The 21,917-nt window shown below is 66.1% G+C and carries 18 protein-coding genes; 12 read left to right on the forward strand and 6 right to left on the reverse strand.

Annotated elements, in window-relative coordinates; translation table 11 throughout:
* The first annotated feature begins 33 nt into the window (after positions 1-33).
* The 3 genes from S58_RS31070 (at position 34) to S58_RS31080 (ending at position 3,441) form a co-directional block, all read left to right on the forward strand.
* Positions 34-423: a winged helix-turn-helix domain-containing protein gene (locus tag S58_RS31070; RefSeq protein WP_015669400.1), complete on the forward strand. Its 390-nt coding sequence runs from the start codon at positions 34-36 to the stop codon at positions 421-423.
* A gap of 162 nt (positions 424-585) precedes the next feature.
* Positions 586-1,437, forward strand: coding sequence for an SDR family NAD(P)-dependent oxidoreductase (locus S58_RS31075; protein ID WP_015669401.1), 852 nt, complete (start codon positions 586-588; stop codon positions 1,435-1,437).
* Positions 1,438-1,839: 402 nt separating this feature from the next.
* Positions 1,840-3,441 (forward strand): hypothetical protein, encoded by a 1,602-nt coding sequence (locus S58_RS31080; RefSeq protein ID WP_042340332.1) that lies wholly within the window; start codon positions 1,840-1,842, stop codon positions 3,439-3,441.
* Positions 3,442-3,448: 7 nt separating this feature from the next.
* Here S58_RS31080 and S58_RS31085 read toward each other — a convergent pair whose 3' ends face one another.
* From S58_RS31085 to S58_RS31100, 4 genes are all read right to left on the reverse strand, one after another.
* Positions 3,449-4,639, reverse strand: coding sequence for a hypothetical protein (locus S58_RS31085; RefSeq protein WP_042340333.1), 1,191 nt, complete (start codon positions 4,637-4,639; stop codon positions 3,449-3,451).
* A complete protein-coding gene (locus S58_RS31090) occupies positions 4,639-5,643 on the reverse strand; it encodes a hypothetical protein (RefSeq protein ID WP_015669404.1) in 1,005 nt (334 codons plus the stop codon). Before S58_RS31090 ends, S58_RS31085 begins: the two co-directional genes overlap by 1 nt.
* Before the next feature lie 480 nt (positions 5,644-6,123).
* Positions 6,124-6,399 (reverse strand): YiaA/YiaB family inner membrane protein, encoded by a 276-nt coding sequence (locus tag S58_RS31095; protein ID WP_015669405.1) that lies wholly within the window; start codon positions 6,397-6,399, stop codon positions 6,124-6,126.
* Positions 6,400-6,459: 60 nt separating this feature from the next.
* Positions 6,460-7,158 (reverse strand): PspA/IM30 family protein, encoded by a 699-nt coding sequence (locus S58_RS31100; protein ID WP_015669406.1) that lies wholly within the window; start codon positions 7,156-7,158, stop codon positions 6,460-6,462.
* 103 nt (positions 7,159-7,261) lie between these two features.
* On the opposite strand from S58_RS31100, the gene S58_RS31105 reads away from it, so the two are divergent.
* From S58_RS31105 to S58_RS31125, 5 genes are all read left to right on the forward strand, one after another.
* Entirely contained in the window at positions 7,262-7,879 is a 618-nt protein-coding gene (locus S58_RS31105) for a TetR/AcrR family transcriptional regulator (protein WP_015669407.1), read from the forward strand.
* An 814-nt stretch (positions 7,880-8,693) separates the two neighbouring features.
* The gene (locus tag S58_RS31110; protein WP_015669408.1) at positions 8,694-9,920 is read left to right on the forward strand and encodes an ABC transporter substrate-binding protein; all 1,227 of its coding nucleotides are present in this window, start codon (positions 8,694-8,696) and stop codon (positions 9,918-9,920) included.
* 449 nt (positions 9,921-10,369) lie between these two features.
* A complete protein-coding gene (locus S58_RS31115; RefSeq protein WP_015669409.1) occupies positions 10,370-11,521 on the forward strand; it encodes an AraC family transcriptional regulator in 1,152 nt (383 codons plus the stop codon).
* Between the two features lie 91 nt (positions 11,522-11,612).
* On the forward strand, positions 11,613-12,866 hold the full coding sequence (locus tag S58_RS31120; RefSeq protein ID WP_015669410.1) for an acyltransferase family protein: 1,254 nt from the start codon (positions 11,613-11,615) through the stop codon (positions 12,864-12,866).
* A 309-nt stretch (positions 12,867-13,175) separates the two neighbouring features.
* Positions 13,176-13,928, forward strand: a complete 753-nt coding sequence (locus S58_RS31125) for a Crp/Fnr family transcriptional regulator (RefSeq protein ID WP_015669411.1) — start codon at positions 13,176-13,178, stop codon at positions 13,926-13,928.
* Positions 13,929-13,982: 54 nt separating this feature from the next.
* On the opposite strand, the gene S58_RS31130 is transcribed toward S58_RS31125, so the two are convergent.
* Positions 13,983-14,729, reverse strand: coding sequence for a Crp/Fnr family transcriptional regulator (locus S58_RS31130; protein ID WP_015669412.1), 747 nt, complete (start codon positions 14,727-14,729; stop codon positions 13,983-13,985).
* Positions 14,730-15,615: 886 nt separating this feature from the next.
* On the opposite strand from S58_RS31130, the gene S58_RS31135 reads away from it, so the two are divergent.
* Both S58_RS31135 and S58_RS31140 read left to right on the forward strand, forming a co-directional pair.
* Complete coding sequence (locus S58_RS31135; RefSeq protein ID WP_173424442.1) at positions 15,616-16,884, forward strand: sensor histidine kinase; 1,269 nt, start codon at positions 15,616-15,618, stop codon at positions 16,882-16,884.
* Positions 16,885-17,137: 253 nt separating this feature from the next.
* On the forward strand, positions 17,138-17,410 hold the full coding sequence (locus S58_RS31140) for a hypothetical protein (RefSeq protein ID WP_042341037.1): 273 nt from the start codon (positions 17,138-17,140) through the stop codon (positions 17,408-17,410).
* Positions 17,411-17,457: 47 nt separating this feature from the next.
* On the opposite strand, the gene galE is transcribed toward S58_RS31140, so the two are convergent.
* Positions 17,458-18,453 carry a UDP-glucose 4-epimerase GalE gene (gene galE, locus S58_RS31145; protein WP_015669415.1) on the reverse strand — a complete coding sequence of 332 codons (996 nt, stop codon included), beginning with the start codon at positions 18,451-18,453 and terminating at the stop codon, positions 17,458-17,460.
* A gap of 210 nt (positions 18,454-18,663) precedes the next feature.
* On the opposite strand from galE, the gene S58_RS31150 reads away from it, so the two are divergent.
* On the forward strand, positions 18,664-19,800 hold the full coding sequence (locus tag S58_RS31150; RefSeq protein WP_042340335.1) for an HlyD family secretion protein: 1,137 nt from the start codon (positions 18,664-18,666) through the stop codon (positions 19,798-19,800).
* On the forward strand, positions 19,787-21,427 hold the full coding sequence (locus S58_RS31155; RefSeq protein WP_015669418.1) for an MFS transporter: 1,641 nt from the start codon (positions 19,787-19,789) through the stop codon (positions 21,425-21,427). Before S58_RS31150 ends, S58_RS31155 begins: the two co-directional genes overlap by 14 nt.
* The last annotated feature ends 490 nt before the right edge of the window (positions 21,428-21,917 follow it).

Below are 21,917 nucleotides of genomic sequence, written 5' to 3' on the forward strand. Positions count from 1 at the left end.
TGTCCGCACCACCGTCGCGCGAGCAGACCATCCATGCCGAAACCGAGCGCCCTTCCCTCCCTCAGCCTGCGCATCGACCTCGATGACGGCAGCCGGATCGGGCCGGGCAAGATCGCGCTGCTGGAGAACATCGACAGGCACGGCTCGATCTCAGCGGCCGGCCGCGCCATGGACATGTCCTACAAGCGCGCCTGGGACCTCGTCGACGAGATCAACCGGGTGTGCCGGCAGCCCGTGGTGGCGCGGCAGACCGGCGGCAAGAACGGCGGCGGCGCTGCGCTGACGCCGTTCGGCGCGCTGCTGGTCGAGCGCTACCGCCGCATCGAGCGCGACGCCGCGAATGCCGTGAAGAAGGATCTCGCGGCGCTGCGCGGCGAGATCGAGAAGCCGAAAAAGGCGCGCGGTGGCAAGGCCGCGTCGTAACCCGTTCCAACTGAATTGCGTTGGCGGGCAACTGGACGGACAGGCCTCGCGTTGCGATCGCAAGGCTTCGTCCGGAAGACCTGTCATGCAAACGGCCGATGATCCCACGGCCGCACTGAGACGTCATAGACCCATCCTCCATCGTCCTGCCGGAGAAACGCCGTGGCCCACCCTGCCTTGTCGCCCGACCACACCGCCGTCGTCACCGGAGGCGCCTCCGGCATCGGCCTCGCCGCGGCGCTGCGCTTCGCCGATCTCGGCATGAACGTCTGCGTCGCCGATGCCGACGAGGCGCGGCTGCGCGAGACGCGGGCGCGGCTCACCGCCGTGGCCAAGGGCGGCGAGGCCGCGATCATGACCGTCAAGGTCGATGTCAGCCGGCGCAACGATGTGATCGATCTCGAACAAGCGGTGCGGACCCGCTTCGGCGCGGTCGACGTGCTGATGAACAATGCCGGCATCCAGCCGGGCAGCAGGATGCTCGCCGACGACAACTGGCAGCGTATTCTCGGCGTCAACCTGTGGGGCATCATTCACGGCTCGCAGGTGTTCGCGCCCAACATGATCGCGCAAGGACGGCCGGCGCTGATCATCAACACCGGCTCCAAGCAGGGCATCACGACGCCGCCCGGCGATCCCGCCTATAATGTCTCCAAAGCCGGGGTGAAGGCGTTCACCGAGGCGCTGCAGCACGAGTTGCGCAACATGGCCGACTGCAAGGTGACGGCGCATCTGTTCATCCCGGGCTTCGTGTTCACGCCGCTGACCGCCAACGGCCGGCTCGAGAAGCCCGCCGCGGCGTGGACGCCCGAGCAGACGGTCGACTTCATGCTGGAGCGCGTTCAGGCCGGCGACTTCTACGTGCTGTGCCCGGACAACGACGTGCCGCGCGCGCTCGACGAGCGGCGCATCCTGTGGGCGGCCGGCGACATCGTCGAGAACCGGCCGCCGCTGTCGCGCTGGCATGCCGACCATGCCGAGGCGTTCGCCGCCTTTGTAAAGAAATCGCCATGATCCTGCCACGTCGGGGCGGCGGCGTGTCGTAGCCGGCGCGTCCCGCCGCGGGGTCCCCGACGCGTCGGATCGTCGCAAGGGGCGGGGACGGTTGCAAAGCCTCCGTCGCGCCCGATCGAATCGGCGCGATGGAAACGTTTGTAGTTTGCGCATTTCCCACTCACGCTGCGTCGCGCGGAGCCCTACGCGCAGAGCAACGTCAAGCTCCGCGATGTCGCAGCAAGGGCGCTGCGCAGGCCGGCACGCCGCACGGCAATCTGACGCAGACGCATTTCACAAACCGTGCGCGAAGCAGCCACGAAGACATCGGCAGATGGCGGCATCACACGCCCCCGATCGGCCACGACCTCCCGAGCGTCGGCCGATTCGCGATGCGGCGTAGCTCAGGGGAGTCCGTCGGACATGACGCGCCATCACCGTCACCATCACGACAATCACCAGAACGATCACCACCACAATCATCACGACCATCATCACCACGCGCATCATCACAATCATCATTGCCAGCCGCAGCCTCCCGCTCCGCCGCCCCCTCCTACTCCGCCAACACCGACGCCGCAGCCGCCCGCGCTCGGCTTTGCCGATCTCGGCGTCGTGTTCAACGACGCCACGCGCTTCCTCGAGGGCGGGCTGTGGCGCAATGCCGTCGAGGAAGGCGGGCAAGGGCTCGGCAGCGTCTTCAACTACACCGGCGATCTCACCGTGGTGCAGGACGGCCTCAAGGCGGCCATTGCCGCCGGCCAGTTCAGTGGCCAGACGCTCGCCAACGTCAACACCATTCTCGCCGACATCACCGTGGCAATCGACGCCGCCACGGCGTCGGTGAACGGCGGCGGCCGCTTCGGCAGCATCGCCGCGGCGGAGACCGCGCTGCGCAGCGCCCATCTCGACATCCTCGACATCGTCGGCAGGGACGCGAACCTTTCAGGCCAAGCGACCAATGCCGACGGCGTCACCGGCTTCCTGCAGGTGCCGGCGCTGCTGCCCGAGGGCGTGACGGCAGCGAATGCGGCCAAGGGCACGCTGGCCGAACTCGGCCTGATCTTCAACGATGCCGCCAACCGCCTGCTCGGCGGCGTCAATGCTGGCAATGTCGACATCATCCAGGACGACGTCGATGCGTTGATCGCGGGCCTCAATGCGCTCGTCGCCGCCAACCCGCTGCAGTTCGGCGGCCTGACTGGCGTGCACGCGCTCGCGATCATCGACCAGCTCGCGCTCGTCAACACCCACATCAACGGCGCGGCGGGGAATGTCGACATCGGCCGCGCGCTCAACGATGACTTCCTCGACATCATCGACATCGTCGCCGGCGACACCAACCTCGCCAACATGGCGCAGCAGAACGGCCTCAACGGCTGGTCGCAGTTCGGCGACTTCCTCAATCCGACTCCGGCCTATCAGGACAACCAGGCGCAGACCGAGTTCTGGGCCACGTTCATCGCGCAGTCCAACGCGCTCGGCAAGGCGGCGATCGCGGCCGTCAAGTCGGGCGATGCCGCTGCGATGGCGCAGGTCACCGCCGACCTGATGACCTTCAAGAAGGACGTCACCGATTTCGACGCGGCGCAGGGCGGCATCTTCCAGGCCCGCTTCGACAACGAGCTGCTCGGCGACCAGAGCACGCTCGGCGCCGAGATCGCAAAAATCCTCGAGGGCTTCCAGACCGGCAACAAGGCGCTGGTCGCGGCCGCCGCCGACCAGATGCACCAGAACGCGGCCGATGTCGGCGGCAACAACATCCCGGTCAATGGCGGCGCCTACAATGTCGACGGCACCACGGCCGCCCAGGTGCTGGCGACCACCGGCGGCGGCGCCGATGCCGCCGCGCTGCTGGCGGCGATCACCGCAGCGCCGGGCACGAACGTGATCATGCTGGCGGGGGCGATGCCGTCATCCCATGCCAGCGCCGGGCCGGCGATGGCGGCAATGGAGGCGCCACAGCTCGACATGTCGCAGATCGAGATGTCGCAACAGCATGCCCACCATCACATGTGGGCCTGATCACGAGCTACTCAGGCGCCTGCAGCAACAGGCGCCTGACGAGTGCGAGCGCGGTCTCGGTGGCCGGGTCGGCCGAGATCACGGAGACCGCGAGCACGATCAGATCGACCGGCTCGTGCGACAGAACGACCACATGCGTGGCGTGGCGCGCCTTCATCAGCGCCACCATGCGTTCGACCGCGGGATCGGTCGCAGCCAGCCCCCACGGCGCATCGGCCCGGCGCAGCACGCGCCGTGACGCGAGAAACTCGCGCAGCAGCGGCGGATCATAGGCGGCGAGCTCAGCCTCGCGATAGCGGCGCGCGCTCTCGAAGATCGGCTGCCGCGTGAGCTCGGCAATCAGCTCGTCGCGCGTTGTCGCGGTCGAGGCGCCGATCGAATCCAGCACGCCTGGCTCGCGCGCGTCCAGCACCGCCCGCAACGCATCCGTCATCAGCCCGATCGTGAGCACGCCGGCGACGGTCACCGCGCAGAAGCGCATCAATTGCGCCGCATCGACGTCGCGCGACAGCGCGGCGGCGGCACCGCCGAGCAGGGCCGCACCGGTGATCCGCAACACTGTCAGCAGCACTCCCTGGCGCTGCGCTTCCGCGCTCGCTCCGGCAATGAGGATCGCGGTGACCGCGAGCAGCGCGCCCAATGCGCCGAGCCGCACCGGCATGTCCGGCGCCAGCACGCGGAAATCGGTGATGATGAAGGGAATGACAATGATCGCGCCGAAGGCGACGCGATCGATGGCGCGATTCTCCCAGGCGAGCAGGCTCGTCCGGTCACGGCGCAGCAGCAGCAGCGCGCAGACCGCAAAGCCGGCGAGCTGAAACGCCGACAGCACCACGGTATGAAGGTTCTCGAACTCGACCGGACCGAGCGCACCGGCGAGCGCGAGAACCACGCCGCCGCCGAGCGCTGCAGCCTTCAGCCGGCGCCGCGCATGCCGACGCAACAGGCCCTCGGTGACGATCAGCGCACCGAGCGGGATCAGCGCTGCCGGAATCAGCGAGATGCGATCGAGTGTGGTGTTGTCGGTCCACCAGGCCACGCCGCGCAGCAGGAACAGCGCCGCGACCAGTCCGAGCATGACCACGAGCCGCGCCGTCAGCGGTCCCCTCGGGTCGCGTCGGTGCAGCATCGCGGCGGCAACCGCGAGGCCGATGGCGCCGCACAGATTGACGAGCGAGTCGGCAACCACGCTCGGCATCATGGCGCGACCTCGCCGGACGGCAGGCGCGGACGCAAGGTGCCGAAGCTGCGCTTGTCGTCGAGCCAATGCACCAGCGGCAGGATCATCCGCTGCAGCGCCAGCATGGCGGATGCCGCGAGCAGCGCCGGCAGCGAGCCGGAGGGAATTTCGCGCAGCAGATAGCGGCGGGCGGCGGCGAGATCGATGCGGCCGAGCTGCAGCAGATCGTCGCCCCTGACATAGTTGAGCTCGCGGGCGCAGAAGCCGTTGTAGATGTCGTCGCGATGCTTTGGCGCGTCGTCATACGTCTTCTTCAGCGCGTCAGAGCCGCCGGTATAGGCATTGGTGATGACGAAGCTGTTCTCGTCGAAGCCGGCCTCGTCGCCGACGCCGAACACCGCCCGATGCGCCCGCATGATGCCACGTGCGAGCTGCAGATGATCAAAGCTCTGCCGCGCCTGCGGCAGCGGCGACGGATAGACGTCGGAGAAGGTCTCGCAGACCATGCCGGCCACCGCGGGCACCTGCGTGACGTTGGAGATCCATTTCGGCCGCAGGCCGTCGCGGATGAACAGCAGCAGGGTGGTCAGGCCGTAGAGCACGCCGGAGAGACCCTTGCCGCGCGCCTCCGGATCGACCATCACCAGCCCGAGATGGATCACCTGCTGCGTCTCGCCGTCGCGCGCGACCTGCATCACCGCGAGCGCATTGAAGGCGATCGGCCGGCCGCTCGCTTCCTCGGACACCAGCGTGATGATGGCGCGGGCGAGCGCCTCGCGCTGACCGGAGAAGATGCCATAGGTGAGATCGCCGGCGGGCAGCGTCCTGCCGGCAATGGTGCGGAGATCGGCGACGAGCGCGGCGAGCGCCGCATCGTCCAACGTCGTACCCGGGCTCTCGACGATGCGCGTGCGCAACTCCGCATGGGTGCGCAGCGACAGGTCCATCGCCTCCTGCCCCAGCGCTTTCAGCCAGAAGCCGACATTGTCCCTGATACGCCCGGCCACCGCGACGATGTTCATGCCTCAACCTAACACGGCGTGATCCGAACGGCGCAGCCGGGATCATGGCCTGCCCTGGTCGATCTATACTTTGGTGCTGTTAATTCACGATAACGAGGAGGCGCGGAGCCTTTGCAAGGGTAAACGCAGGTTGAACGACCGCAAGCGGTGGACACCATCGCATCCACCGCCTGCACGCACGCCGACCGTGCTGGTTCGAAGCGTCATCGGCGAACTCAGTGACCCCTCTTGTCCAGGGGTCTACTGAGGTCCAGTTCTTCGGATGATGGCCTCGGGCTAGCACCGCAGTGACGGTCTACTCCCTCTCCCCGTTCTTCGCGGGGCCGCGACGAGCTACGCTCGCGCTGAGAGGGGTGGGGTGAGGGGCAGCCACGCGCACCAGCCCAGCAGAGAGTCCTCCTCACCCAGATTGCATCTTCAATGCAATCCGGCCTCTCCCCGCACGCGGGGAGAGGCGAAGAAAGCGAGGTTTCCGCCGGCTCACGCCGCCTTCGACACCTCCATCAGCAGGCGCTCGGCGCGGGCGTCTTCGATGCGGTTGACGAGCTTGCCGCTCTCGTGGCGGTCGCGCAGCGTCTTGGTCAGGGTGACGCAGGTCTGCACCAGCATGACGATGCCCATCGTCAGATAGCCCTTCATCCAGAGGTCGATCGGCATGAAGAAGACGCCGAGGGCAACGAGGAAGGCGGAGGCGCCGAACGACGCGTAGGAGAAGGTGACGAAGGCGCTGCTGTGGGGCTGGGCGTTCTGGTTCATGGTCGGCTCCTGTGATGACAGTTGGTTGGTTGAGTGCGTTGTGATCTGTGGTGACGAAGATCAGTTGGCGGGGGCGGTGCGGCCGGCCTTCAGCCGCGCCAGCACATCGTCGGCGGTGGTCTTGATGCGCGGGCCAAAGCCCTGCTCGGCAAGCTTCTCGGCGGTGGTGATCGGCCCCGTCGCGGCGTCGAGCTCCATCAGCGCCTCGTCGGCGGCCTGGGCCTCGATCTGGCGCTCGCGCAGCCGCTTCAGGGTCGCCTCGGCCTCGGGCAAGGTGCATTCGTAGGGACGCGCCGCCTCGATGCCGCCGCGCCTGAGATTGCGGACGGCCTCCGAAGCGCGGGCGATGCGCCGGCCGCGGTCGAGCTCGGCAATGCGCGCTTCGGCATTGGCGACGTGCCGCTTCAGCCGGGTGATCTCGGTGGCGAACAGCGCCCGCGCCGTCCTGGCGGCGTCGCGCTCGGCTTCGAGGCCGGCGATGGCGTGCGCGGCCTCACGGGCCAGATCCTCGCGGCCGCCGTCGAGCGCCGCGGTCGCGCGCACTTCGAGGTCGACGATCCGCGCCATGGTGGCCTCGAGCCGCCTGCCCTCCTGCTGGTCCTGTGCGATGGCCAGCGCCAGCGCGCGCTTGCTGCGATCGACCGCGGCCGCCGCGTCACGCAATTGCTGATCCAGGATCAGCAGTGCGGTACGGTCCTGCAGTTCCTCCTCCGCGACGGCCACTGTGCCCCGAAACAGCGTGAGAACGGTCTTGAACATTGTGAGCTCCCTGTTATGAGCATCGCTCATGGGTTTTCTTGTAGCGCAAACATGAGCGCCGCTCAAGAGATTTTATGAGCACCGCTCAAGATTTTGGTTAACGATGTCTAAAACGTTGGAAAGACGTGCGAAACAGCGCGAGGCCCTGATCGAGGCCGCCGAGCGGATGATCAAAACCAAGGGCCTTGCCGGCCTGAAGACGCGCGAGCTCGCCCAGGAGATCGGGGTCGCCAATGGCGCAGTCTACAATCTGGTCGCCGATGTCGACGAGCTGGTGCTGATGATCGGATCACGTACGCTGGCGCGGCTCGACGCCGAGTTGTCGGCTGCCGAAAGCGCCGGCCCGCCCGGCCCGGAGGCGGCGCTGGTGCGCATCGCCATCGCCTATTGCGACTTCGCCGCCCACAATCTCGAACTATGGCGCGCGCTGTTCGAGCATCGCATGCCGTCCGAGAAGCCGCTGCCCGATTGGGCGATAGCCGACCAGATGCATCTGTTCCGCCACATCCACGAGCCGCTCGCCGCCCTGTTTCCGCAGCGGTCGTTCGACGACATCAGCGTCACCGCGCGCAGCCTGTTCTCGGCCGTTCACGGCATGGTCGCGCTCGGGCTCGAGCAGAAGCTGATCGCGGTGCCGCTCGCAGCCTTGCGCGCGCAGATCGCGACGATGGTGAAGGCGATGGTGACGGGGCTGGTGGCGGAGGAGAAGACCGGCCGGTGACGAGAAGCTTGAAGTCGAACGCAGTGTCGCGATCAGGGACAATCAGACGTCGCTGCAGCTAACAACCAAATACGACTGTATCTCGCAGTGTCTCTGCTAGTTGAGGTCTCGCAACGGCGTAACTTCATCCGACTTCAGCCGGAATTGACGAACAGAACAAACTGCTGCCGCATTGCTTCGCAGTATGATGACGACGTTCGGACTTGTTCCAGACAACATGTCGGGGAACCTGACGATCGACAAGCAATCAAACACTCGATGATGAGTGTGAGCCCGTGGGATTTGCGCACGAGTTGGCGCAAGGCTACGTCTATCTGGCCGGCAGCATCTGCAATGTATGGCCGCCGCGCGATCCAAGAAAAAATTCCAACGACGACAGGACGCGCGGGGCAAGGGGGAAATCGTGAGACATTTGCGTGCGCCCAACGACCATCGTAATCCGCCGTTTCCGTCTGATGACGAAGACGACCGGCGTCCGCTGTATGAACAATCCTGGCGCAACGAGCACGACCGGCCGACGCCGTCCGAATTTGCCTCACGCTTCGGCGTGGAGGACATTCCTTCGCCGCCACGGGAACGACGATCCCTGGGCTGGCTGAGCATTCTGGGTCTGCTGGTCGGGGCCACTGGCGTAGCCGGCATGGCCGCGACAAAGTTCCCGATGCATTGGGCCGGTGCGATCTCCGCGGACAGCAGCCGGGATGCTGCAGTAGCCGCGACGGCGCCGCCGCCGCCCGCTCGCGCGCCGCAGGCTATTGCACCGTCACAGGATGCTCCCTCAATCGAAACGACTGCGAGCACGGCTCTCGCCGCCGTGGCGGACTCGAACGCCCGCCTGAGGGAGGAAGACCGCCTGCCGAAGTTCGACACGCGGATGGCCAATGCAACGGCGGCCGCGCAGGCAAGTGCTCAGCCTCCGGTCCAGGGCGTCACAGATAGCGAAATCCGCTTTGGCATGGCCGCGCCATTCTCGGGTCCGGCCCGGGAGATGGGTCATCAGCTCAAGCTCGGCATCGACCTCGCATTCGCGCAGGCCAATGAGGAAGGCGGCGTGCATGGCCGCCAGCTCAAGCTCTACACCGCCGATGATGCCTACGAGCCGACGCGAACGCTGAACGCGATGAAGGAGCTCTACGAGCAGCACAAGGTGTTCGGCTTCGTCGAGAACTATGGCAGTCCGACGGCTCTGATCTCGGTTCCCTACGCGCTCGAGCGTCATACGCTGTATTTCGGAGCCTTCACCGGAGCGCCTTCGCTGCGGCACGATCCGCCGGACCGCTACGTCTTCAACTACCGCGCCGGCTATGCCGAGGAGGCCGACGCCCTCGTCCATTATCTCGTCAAGAGCCGCAAGCTGCGTCCGCAGGAGATCGGGGTTCTCACCCAGCAGGACGCCTATGGCGATGCCGGATGGGACGGCGTCAGCAAGGCGATGCGCGGGCTGCGCGGCGGCGGCGCAGGCGATGTCTTCCGCATGAGCTACAACCGCAACACCGTCAACGTCGACGACGCCATCGCGCAATTGCGCCGGCAGAAGCATGCCATCAAGGCCGTCGTGCTGGTCGCCACCTTCCGCGCCGCCGCGAAGTTCATCGAGAAGACCCGCGACGTCTATCCGGACATGATCTACGCGACGATCTCGGGCGTCGGCAGCACCGGCCTCGCCAGCGAGCTGACGGTGCTCGGCCCCAAATACGCCGATGGCATCATCTGCACCCAGGTCACGCCGGCGGTCGAAAGCTACGCCTCCGTCACGCTGAACTACAAGAAGGCGCTCGCCAAGTATTTTCCGGGAGAGCCGGCGGACTACACCTCGCTGGAAGCCTACCTGACCGCCAACATTCTGATCGAGGGCCTGAAACGCGTCGGTCCCGCCGTCGATACGGAAGCGCTGGTCAACGTGCTGGAGAGCATGCAGAACTACGAACTCGGGCTCGGACCAAAGGTGAGCTTTGGTCCCTCCGACCACCAGGCGCTGCACAAGGTCTGGGGCACGCAGCTCGACAAATCAGGGCAATATCACGCCATCGATCTGGACTGAGCGGCCGCCCACCAGAAGAGCGTTTCCTTGGAACCGGCGGTCGTTTCCGGGTTGAGTTCTCGCCGTCTCCACCCCTGTCATGCTCCGCGAAGGCGGAGCATCCAGTACTCCGCGGCCGAAGATACTGAACCGAGATGTCACGGCGTACTGGATCGTCCGCCGGAGCCTGTCATCCGGCCGGCCGGAGGCCGGACCGGGTGGCGGACGATGACAGCGGGGGTCTGCATGTCCATATCAATGTGATCAGGACTTTGGAAACGCTCGTCCAGCAAGGCTGGGCCACCAGCATCTGAATTTGGTCGCCGTTTGTCCTCGCTTCGTCTTCGACGTCTGCGTCCGCTTGACGTGGCCGCGCCAGTGCAACCGGCAGCATGGCGGCCGCCCCGCACACTGTTCGCGCCCCGACAGATATGCGATCATGACCGACGCAACGGCGGGGCACGACACACGTGAACGACATCGGTCTCACGGCGCTGGATCTCGGGCTACGCGGCGCGGCGAGCGGGCTGTTCGTGATGATGATGCTCGTGCTGATCAGGCTGCGCCCGGGCAATGCCCACGCCATTCTCGGCCTGGCGATGTCGGCCGGCGGCGCGGGGTTTGCGATCGCGACGGCGCCGTTCGTCCCAGCGTCCACATATTGGTGGACGTTGCCGATCCTGTCGGGGCAGCCGGTCGTATTCTGGCTGTGGGCCCGCGCCGCCTTCGACGATGACTTCGCGCCGAGGCGCTGGCACGGCCTGGTCTGGCTGGCGGTGATCATCCTCGGCTTCACGGCGTCGCTGAGCTGGCCGATGTGGCCGGCCGTGACCAAGGTCTGCGCCAAGGGATTGTCGGTCGTTGCGCTCACCTTCGCGCTGCTCGCGATCGTGCAGACGGTGACGACCTGGCGCGACGATCTCGTCGCCCGGCGCCGGCGGCTGCGCATGGCCGTGCTGATCCTGAACCTCGGCTTCATCGCCTTCGTCAGCGCGCCGTCGCTGCTGCCGCTGCCGGTGGCGCCGCTGGGCCTGACCGCCAATCTCGGCGGGCCCGGCAGCTTCGTCACCGCGCTCACGCTGTGCGTGCTGGCGGTGCTGGCAAGCTGGAACCTGTTCGGGGCCAATGCAGCGACCGCGCTGCCGACGCCGGCAGTCGTGGCAGCCGGCCATGCCGACGAGCCGCACGCCACGGAGACCATGGCCGCCGAGCGCCCGGCGGTGGCGCCGCTGCTGTTGCGCCGGCTCGACCAGCTCATGCGCGTCGAGCGCATCTATCGGCAGGAAGGGCTGTCGATCGGCAGTCTCGCGGCGCAGCTCAACGTGCCCGAATATCGATTGCGGCAGGCCATCAACGAAGGCCTCGGCCACCGGAATTTCAACGCCTTCCTCAACCGCTACCGGATCGACGACGCCAAGGCGGCGCTGTCCGACCCGAGCCAGCGCGAGGTGCCGGTGCTGACGATCGCGATCGATGCCGGCTTCCAGTCGATCGGTCCGTTCAACCGCGCCTTCAAGGCGGCGACCGGGCTCACCCCGACCGAATTCCGCCGGCAGGCGCTGGGGCAGCCACCGGCCATTGCTGAGAGCACGAGCGATTTGAGGATTCGGCAAGCCGACTGAACGAATCGGCTGGCCGAATTCGTGATCCGGCCAGCACGGCGTGGCGCGCGAGGGCAGAGAGGGGCGTCAACGCTCTGCTTTCGAGGAAGCCATGCCCAGCACCATCGCCCCTCCCCCCAGCTCCGAACGGCTGCATGCGCTCGATGCGGTCAGGGCCTATGCCCTGCTGCTCGGCATCGTCCTGCATGCGGCGATGTCGTTCCTGCCGCCGGGGGCGAGCCGGTTCTGGTTCATCGAGGACACCCATCCAAGCCGGATCCTTGGCATCCTCACCTTCGCCATTCACGTGTTCCGGATGACGACCTTCTTCGTGATGGCCGGCCTGTTCGCCCGCATGAGCCTGCACCGGCGCGGTCCGGCAGGGTTCGTGATGGACCGCCTGCAACGGATCGCGCTGCCGCTCGTCATCGCCTGGCCGCTGGTGTTCGCACCGATGGTCGTGGTGGTGATATGGGCGAGCCAGTTTCCACACGGCGGACCGGCGCCCGGCATGGCCGCTTGGCCGCCGATGCTGCCGCGCTTTCCGCTGGCGCATCTGTGGTTTCTCTACGTGCTGCTCGAACTCTATGGCGCGGTGCTGCTGCTGCGCTGGGCCGTGACCACGATCGATACCGAAGGCCGGCTGCGCGCGGCCGCCGATCGGCTGTTCGCTGCGGTCATGCATAGCCGGCTTGCGCCTGCGATCCTGGCGCTGCCGATCCTGACCGCGCTCAGCCTCGACCCGAACTGGGTCGGCTTCATCGGCGTGCGCACGCCGGACCAGTCGCTGATCACCAATGGCCAGGCCTGGATCGGCTTCGGCAGCGCCTTCGGCGTCGGCTGGCTGCTGCACCGGCAGCTCGCGCTGCTGCGCGTGCTGGAGCGGCGCTGGCTCATCAATGCTGTCGTCGCGCTCGGGCTGACTGCGCTCAGCTTCGCGCTGGCGCTTGGCGTCACCTTGGTTTCAACCCGCGTCTGGGTTGCGCATTTCGATCTCGCCACCATCCGGCTCGCCGGCGCCATCGTCTATGCGCTGGCAATCTGGACCACGACCTTCGCGGCGATTGGGCTCGCGCTACGCTTCATGGCGGGCTTCAGCCGCACCCGGCGCTATCTCGCCGACGCGTCCTACTGGCTCTATTTGATCCACATGCCGATCGTAATGGCGCTGCAGCTTGCGGTGTCGCAGCTCGACTGGCCGTGGCCGGTCAAATACGGGCTGATCCTGCTGGTCGCGATCCCAATCATGCTGACCAGCTATCACCTGCTCGTGCGCAACAGCTTCATCGGACGGCTGCTCAACGGCCGGCGCGCCCGTCAGGACAAACCGCCTCGGATGGTCGCAATCGGGCCGGCGTCGACGTGAGGTTCTGCGGCCCGTTCTTCCGCAGTCCGCGCGTGCCGATCGGAGCTTCCTCGCCCCGGTCTCCGCGTCGAACTCTCGTCCGTGTCACGCGCCCTCGCTTGCGCGGCTTTTCCGGCACCCAGAATAACATGCATTAACTAAATGCACGCCGCTGGAACATGAAACAATGGTGCGTGTCAGCGTCAGGACGCACGCAGCGCTGTCAACCGAATGGGAAACGCGCTAGACTGCGTTCACGCCTGCGCAACTACGACGCCGCGGTTTGGCTTTGTCGTATCCAGCACTCGCGTTTCACCCCCGGGAGAACGCATGGCGAAGCAACTCATCGTAAAGCCGCCGACGGCCGTAAAGCCGCCGCCAAAGGCGAAGCAGGCTTTCGATCCGGCGGTCTTCCTCAAAACCGAGGGCCCGGGCCGAACGATTGGGAGATATCGAAAAGACCAGCAGATCTTCTCGCAGGGCGCCACTGCGGATGTGCTGTTCTATATCATCACGGGCACGGTCAAGATCGTCGTCCATTCCGAGCAGGGCAAGGAGGCGGTCATCGCGCTGCTCGGACAGGACGACTTTTTCGGCGAAGGGTGCCTGGCCGGCCAGTCTCACCGGCTGTCGGCAGCGTCGGCCATCACGAACGGCGAAATCCTGCGGATCACCAAATCGGCTGCAATGAGCGCCCTGCGTGACCAGCCGGCGTTTTCCGAGATTTTCGTGTCCCACATCCTCGCCCGCACGATCCGCGTCGAGGCCGATCTCATCGACCAGCTGTTCAATTCCAGCGAGAAGCGCCTCGCGCGGGCCCTGCTGCTCCTGGCCAATTTCGGCAATGACGGCAAGCCGCAGAGGGTCATCGCGAAGGTCAGCCAGGAGATGCTGGCGGACATGATCGGCACGACGCGCTCGCGCGTCAGTCACTTCATGAACAAGTTCCGCAAGCTGGGCTTCATCGACTACAACGGCCACCTGGAGATCAACAGCTCCCTGCTGAACGTCGTCCTGCACGATCAACCGCACATTGAAGGCGACAAGTCGGCTGGAGGCAAAGGTGCGCTGAAGAGCTTGTGATCCGGCATCTCGAGATCGAGCTGGGCCATGCCCAGCTCGGTTCGATCCACCAAATCATTGCAACTGACTGCGCACCGCCGTCGTGGGCGGCGTCAGAAACGCATCAAACCGTTGCTTGACGATGGCGTAGCATTCGCACGAGGTCTTCTCGAGACCAGCGCGGTCGAGCACCTGAATGGTGCCGCGACGATAGCTGATCAGGCCGGCCGCCTGCATGGATTGCGCGGCGAGCGTCACGGATTTGCGATTGGCCCCCAGGATCTGTGACAGGAATTCATGCGTGTAGGGAAGCACGGCCCCTTCGGCCCGGTCGTGCATCATCAGCAGCCATCGGCAGATGCGCTCTTCCGTCGAATGCATGGCATTGCAGGCCACCGTCTGCTGAACCTGGGACAGCAGCGTCTCCGAGTAGCTGACGAGAAGGTTGCGCACGTGCTCGCTGGAGTCGAACTCGTGCTGCAGCAGCTCGATCGGACAGCGGACGGTATGCCCCTCGAGCTGAACGATGCAACGATTGAAGGAGGCCCGGCTGTACATCGCGGCGAACAGGCCGAAGGCGCCTTCGCGACCGATATTTGCCGTCTCGATGGCGTCGCCGTTCTCCAGCACGGTCAACAGCGACAGCACCGATCCTCTCGGAAAATAGGCATGCCGAAGATGGCCGCCGGCCTCGCAGACCACGGCGCCGAGCTTGAAGTCGACGGGCTCGAGATGTGGATCGATACGGCTGCGGCTCTCCGGCGCCAGGGCATCGAGCAGCTGATTGCTCCGCAGGTCCCGATCGGTTTGCGCCTTGATCATTCGAGCTTCATCGATCACCCATGAGCGTCCGGCCGTGCCCAACCGCGGCTGGGAGGCGGGCGGTGCAATTTGTCAGCTAACCCGCCTTTTGAGCCCGCTCGATCGGCAAGTCTGAGCAAAATTGCTCACGGGCTCCCCCTATACAACGGTTCATCCCCGGCGAGGATTGGCGCTCACCGTTCAAACGACGATTTCACTGACCCGGATCGTCTGACGCTGCGTCGGGATTTCCGGCCGCCCGGTCAGTCCAGAAGGCAGCCATCCGCAGGCAATGCGCCTGCACCTCCGGATCGAGGATGTCACGCGCAAGCTGGGTGAAATCCGCGGCCAGACGCAGGCATTCCCTGCTAAAGTTGAGGTCGTTGACGTTGTTGGACAGGACACACCCCTTCGACGGGATCCATCTGTCACACGCCGCACGGCTCGCTGTCGGTGGGCCACACCACGGAGCGGCCCAAAAGAATTGCCGCCGAATGAGCGGATCTGGCCGATGCGCAAACCCGGTCTCAAGCCCGGCCCAAGGCCGGCCGATCGCATATGGCTGTCCCGGTGATGACGGTGCGGCCCGCTCTCTGACAGGCCGGCATGACCACGCGCCTTGCCACGGCGTCAGTGCCGCTCTCCGTTGAAGGTCTCTGCAAGGGCGCGGTGGCACCGAGCAGGCGTCAGATGCAATTGCCGGGCGCTGCCTCTCGACGCGAGCCGGGGGACCTTTCTCCTCGATTCGGCTCGCGATGATTGCGCTGCGGCAAACTGGACCCATGTCCGCTTTTGCTCAGACGCTGACCGGCGAACGCAGCACAATATGCGCAGAATATCAAAACGTAGGGACGAGAGAGCAGCGGGGAATTCGCAGCTGGGGTGCGTCCTGTTTTGGAGAAGCCGCATGTTGAGACATCAGAGCCAAGATACCGCTTTTCCGATGTTTCTCGAGCACACAGGCGTCCGGAACGAAATACGCAGCTATAGGCTCATGCAACAATCCGTGCTCGCCGAATTCGGCCGCGCCGCATTGCAGACCCGCGACATCCACATCGTTCTTCAGCGTGCCACTGCGCTCTGCGCCAAGGGCCTCGATGCCCCGTTCGCGACGGCACTGGAATTCGTGGCGGATGGCACGAGACTGCTGCTCCGTGCGGGCCACGGATGGCAGGGTTCGATCAAACAATTATCGTTTGTCATGGACAGTGGGTCGCCGGCTGGACGCGCCTTCCAGACAGGTCAAGCCATCATGACCAATCGCGGCCCCTCTGATGGCCGCTTCGAGACTCCGGGGCTTCTGGTGGATCGCGGCATTGAGCGGTCGATCAGCGTCCGGATCGAACGCGGTGGACAAGGCGGCGGCTATTTCGGCGTGCTCCAGGTCGACGGTCCGGACGCCTGCCGCTTCGACGAGGCGGACGCCGCCTTCCTCACTGAATTCGCCGACATCGTCGGGATTGCCATCGAGCGCCTGCGCGATGAGAGCAGGCTTCGGGAAGCCTTGGATCATCAGGCCATGTTGACGCGCGAAATGGGCCACCGCGTCAAGAACAGCCTCGCCTCCGTCGTGGCCATGCTCCGCATGCAGGCGTTCGGGACGGATTCGGTCGCGGCCAAGCTTGCCCTGAGCGAGGCCGGATCGCGCGTGGCAGCCATTGCCCAGGTTCATGATCATCTCTCGCGGGCGTCACAGATCGGCTCCATCGACGTCGACGTCTTCCTCATCGACTTCTGCAAGAGGCTGCAACGCGTCGCCGGAGCGCATGTCCTGCGCTACAACGCCGACCCGATACGGCTGTCGGCCGATCAAGCCGTGCCTCTCGGCCTCCTGCTCAATGAGCTGGTCAGCAACGCCGTGAAACATGCCTATCCTGGCCGGGACGGACCAATCGACATCTCCGCCCGCGACATCGACGGTTGCCTGCAGCTCAGCGTGTCCGATCAGGGCGTCGGCCTGCCGGACGGTTTCGACATCGATCAACCGCGCGCGAGCCTGGGCTTCCGGATGGTCAAGGGGATGGTCCAGCAGCTTCACGGCCGCCTCACCGTCAGCGCCAACCAGCCGACTGGCACGCGTGTCCTGTTCGAACTGCCGACCCTCCCCCGCAATGAAGCGGTTGTCCCGGCAGCCCTCGTCACCGCAGAGCGCCCGGCACTGGAGAAGGCTCGGTGATCCCATGTGAGATCATCGCAGGCCACCGCAGCCGATGACTTGGTGATCGATGACATCGTGACCGTCGATACGGCCACCAGCTGCAGACGGTGGCGGCCTCTCCCTCGCACGGCCGCCTCTTCGTCAGCGCACCTCGCCGGCGCGCGCCAGAGGAAGACGGGCGCACCACGGTGACGCCAAGACGCCGGTCCAGATCTGCGCCGGCGCGGCGGCATTTACCGGGCGGAAACGGTTGCTGTCGTTGAATGCGAGCATGGCACAGTTGCGCATGGAAGTTCGCGATTCGGCCGGCACCACGCTGCCGGGCTATGGCGACGATTTCTTCGACCTCAGGCTCCCCGGCGATCATTCGTGCGTGGCGCAGACCCTGCTGCGGATGCTTCGCGGCGACGATTTCCGCTCGCCGGTCCACAGCGTCCACTTCTTCCGGGGCGGTGCCGAGATCGGCCGCTGGTCGGTCGACGACGAGCGCGCGGAGATGCGCTTCATCGACGCCTGCGCGCGCACGCCGCCGGCGGCGGCGTAGCGTCCTCTCGCGCCGTCGTCCCGCTGCTGCGGGCGGATAGCCGTTCCTCACACGATCCGCGGATGTGCCGTCTGGTGCCACGCCCAGGCGGAACGGATGATATGGCCGAGGTCCGACTTGCGCGGCCTGAAGCCGAGCTCCCGTTCGGCACGGGTGGGATCGGCGACCAGGACCGGCGGATCGCCGGCGCGCCGCGCGCGATACACGAAGGGCACCTGCTCGCCAGTCTCGTCGCGAATGGCATCGACGATCGCGCGCACCGAATGGCCGCGGCCGGTGCCGAGATTGTAGGCGTCGCCGGGATGCCCCGCCAGCAGCCGCTTGAGCGCGGCGACATGGGCCGCAGCCAGATCATCGACATGAATGAAATCGCGCACCGCGGTGCCGTCGGGCGTCTCGTAGTCGGTGCCTAGAATCGCGAAATCCGTGACATGGCCGAGGATCGCCATCAGCGCGCGCGGGATCAGATGCGTCTCGGGATCGCGCAACTCGCCGATCAGGCCTGATGCGTCGGCGCCGCAGGCGTTGAAGTAGCGCAGCGCCGTGGCGGAAAAGCCATAGGCCGCGCGATAGTCCAACAGGATCTGCTCGATCATGTATTTCGAGCGGCCGTACGGATTCACGCTTGGCCCCGCCGCGCTCTCCGGAATCGGATCGCGCCCGGCATTGCCATAGACCGCGCCGCTCGACGAAAACACCAGGTGCCGGCATCCGGCCTCGCGCATGCCCTGCAGCAGGCCGAGCGTGCCGGCGACATTGGCGAGGTAGTACTTCTGTGGATCGGCAATGGATTCGCCGACGGTGCTCGGGCCCGCAAGATGCAGAACCGCCATGATGTCGTGATGCCGGATCGTGCTGGTGACCTTGAGATTGTCGGCGATGTCGCCGACCACCAGCGGGCCCCACTGCACGAAGCGGCGATGCCCCGTCGACAGGTCGTCATAGCAGATCGGCGTGAAGCCCGCTTCGGCGACCGCCTTGCAGCAATGTGCGCCGATATAGCCGGCGCCACCGGCGACCAGGATTGCACGCGTGGCGACCATGTGTCCCTCATCTCCCGCGCGGCCACCTGGACGTCCCTCAGGTGATCTGCCGGGACAGTATACCATCATCGTCATCACGAACGCGGCGCGCTTGCGTGGCATCTGGCGGGCCGATCATGCCGCATGGCTGATCACCCCTCGTTCAGCTGGTACGTGTGCTGAAATTACGAGTATGATCATACTTTCATGGATGATGCGGGGAGGCATGTCTTGAGTGAGTCTTCGACCGGCGCAGACGCCGCCTCGCGCGCGCCCACGGCGGCACCACCCCCGCCGGCCGCGTCCGCAGGCAGCTGGGCGCGCTTGGGCATTCCGCTGTTCGCGGTGGTCGTCGCCCTCGCCTTCGTCGCGCTGGCCACGACGCGCTGGAATGCCTGGCTCGGCAACGCCACGACGCAGACCACCAACGACGCCTACGTCCGCGCTGATCTCACCCAGCTGTCGAGCCGGGTGGCCGGCGAGGTGCTGAAGGTCGCGGTGAGCGACTTCCAGCGCGTCAAGGCCGGCGACGTCTTGGTGCAGATCGATCCGGCCGACTACCAGGCGCAGGTCTCGCAGGCCGAGGCCACCGTCGAAGCGGCGCAGGCCGCGCTCGACAATCTCAGCAACCAGGTCGAGCTGCAATATGCGACGATCGCGCAGGCCGAGGCGCAGCAGGTCTCGGCCGGCGCCGCCGAAGTGCAGGCCCGCCAGGAGGAAGAGCGCCAGCAATCGCTGTCACAGAGCGAGGCCGGCACGCGGCAGCGGCTGGAGCAGGCCACCGCCGGCTACGCCAAGGCGCAGGCCGACGTGCGCGCCAGCCGCGCCGTGATCGCCGCGCAGCGCCACCAGCTCGAGGTGCTCACCGGAACCAAGAAGCAGCGCGGCGCCGACCTCGCCGGCGCCAAGGCCGCGCTGGCCGCGGCGCGGCTCAAGCTCGGCTACACCACGATCACGGCGCCGTTCGACGGCGTCGTCGGCCAGCGCCAGGTGCAGACCGGCGACTACGTCAACATCGGCAGCAACCTGCTCGCCGTGGTGCCGCTGCCGCACGTGTTCGTCATCGCCAACTACAAGGAGACCCAGCTCACGCATGTGACGCCGGGGCAGAAGGTGGACATCACCGTCGACACCTTCCCCGGCGAAAGGCTGCGCGGCCGCGTCGAGCGGATCGCGCCGGCCTCCGGCTCGCAATTCGCGCTGCTGCCGCCCGACAACGCGACCGGCAACTTCACCAAGGTCGTGCAGCGCATTCCGGTGCGCATCGCCTTCGAGGACGGCCAGCCGCTGCTGGCGCGGCTGCTGCCCGGCATGTCCGTCGTCACCCACATCCACACCGATGGCGGCGAGGCCAATGGCGCCAAATGACGCCGCACCAGCGACCTCCGACCGCGGGCCGCTGTCGCGCGGCGGCATCGCGCCACAGCCGCTGTTCGCGGTCGGCGCCGTACTGCTCGGCTCCTTTCTCGCCAATTTCGACAGCCGCCTGACCTCGGTCGGCCTGCCCGACCTGCGCGGCGCATTCTCGCTGAGCTTCGACGAGGGCGCCTGGCTGTCGACGGCCGCGATCGGCTCACAGATCCTGGTCGCGCCCGCGGTGGCCTGGCTCGCGACCGCGTTCGGGCTGCGCCGCGTGCTCGGCATTCCCAGCCTGATATATGCCGTCATCTCCCTGATTATCCCGTTCGTCCACGACTACCCGACCTTGATCGCGCTCGCGATCGTGCACGGCATGCTGCTTGGCACCTTCGTGCCGGCGACCTTGATGATCATCTTCCGCAATTTGCCGATCCGCTGGTGGCTGCCGGCGATCTCGATCTATTCGATCCGGGTCGGCTTCGCGCTGGATAGCTCGACCTCGCTGGTCGGGTTCTATGTCGAGCATCTCGGCTGGCAATGGCTGTACTGGCAGGGTGTCGTGCTGGCGCCGCTGATGGCGCTGATGGTTTACCTCGGGACGCCGAACGAGCCGGTCAACCGCACGCTTATCGAGGATGCCGACTGGGGCGGCATGCTGCTGCTCGGCAGCGCGGTGTCGATGATCTATGCCGGCCTCGACCAGGGCAACCGGCTCGACTGGCTGCAATCCGGCACCGTCATGGCGCTGCTCGCGAGCGGCGCCGTGCTGTTCGCCATGTTCCTCGTCAACGAGACGCTGGTGCGGCAGCCGTGGGCGCATTTCAACGTGCTGTTCTCGCGCAACATCGGCATCTCGCTGGCGGTGATCCTGCTGTACACGCTGACCAGCCTGTCCAACGCATCCCTGGTGCCGAACTTTCTCGGCACCATCACCCAGCTGCGCCCCGAGCAGAGCGGCTCGCTGCTGCTGATCTACGGCGCGCTGCCGATGATCGTGCTGGTGCCGCTGTCGATCGCGGCGCTCCGGCACGTCGATCCGCGCGTCGTGGTCGTGCTCGGCCTCGCCACCTTCGCCGCGGCCAATCTGCTCGGCACGCAGCTGACCCATGCCTGGGCGCGCGAGGACTTCATCCCCATCGTGCTGCTGCAGTCGATCGGCCAGGCCTTCACCCTGCTGCCGATCATCATCATGGCGCTGTCCAATTCCGATCCCGCCCGCGCCACGACCTTTGCCGCCTACATCCAGATCATGCGGCTCGGCGGCGCCGAGATCGGGGTCGCGCTGATGGGCACCTGGCTGCGCGTGCGCGAGCAGGTGCACTCGGCCTATCTCGGCCTCAACATCCAGAGCGGCGATCCCGACGTGATGCGCGTGCTGCAGCGGCTGGCCGGCTATTTCACCGGCCATGGCGCCGGACAGGCAAAGGCCCGCGCGGTGGGAACACTGGCCGCGCAGGTGCAGCGCGAGGCCAACGTGCTCGCCTATATCGACGGCTTCTGGCTGTGCTTCTGGCTCGCCATCGCCGCGCTGGTGCTCGTCGCGCTGATCACGCGTGCGCCGCCCGGCCCGTTCTCACCGACGCCGATCAGCCTGAGGTCCGCATGGCTGCGGCGTTTCGGATCATCTCCGACATGAGACCAAGCGCTACACGAAGCAATCTTGGATCGGACTGCACAACAACAAAGGCCCGGCATTGAAGCCGGCCCTTTGCGTTTTAACTTTCTGCCGTCAGTCGAGATCGCGAACGCGCAGAGGTCGGCTGGATGTGGTGGGCCGTCACGGCACGGTACGACATCTAGCCGTGAACAGATGACGTATCGTGATTCGCCAGCGATTCGGACGCGGTTCGTTCCAGCCGCGTTCCGAACGTTAACGCCGACGCCGTCAGCGTCGCATTATGAAACATCATTCAGCTGTAAGTAACGGCAACTCGTGGAGGCGCTTCGAAGGTCGCGGTGCGCACGCAGCTCCTATTCCAACGACAAGACCAACAACAACAAAGGCGCGGCGCTGACGCCGGGCCTTTGCGTTTAACCTTTTGATGCAGGCCGAGCCGCACGGTCCGAACGTATGCGCCGGATGTTGCGTGCTCATTCATCCGGGCACGATATCTAGCCGTGAACAG

Source organism: Bradyrhizobium oligotrophicum S58 (assembly GCF_000344805.1).
Classification (GTDB): domain Bacteria; phylum Pseudomonadota; class Alphaproteobacteria; order Rhizobiales; family Xanthobacteraceae; genus Bradyrhizobium; species Bradyrhizobium oligotrophicum.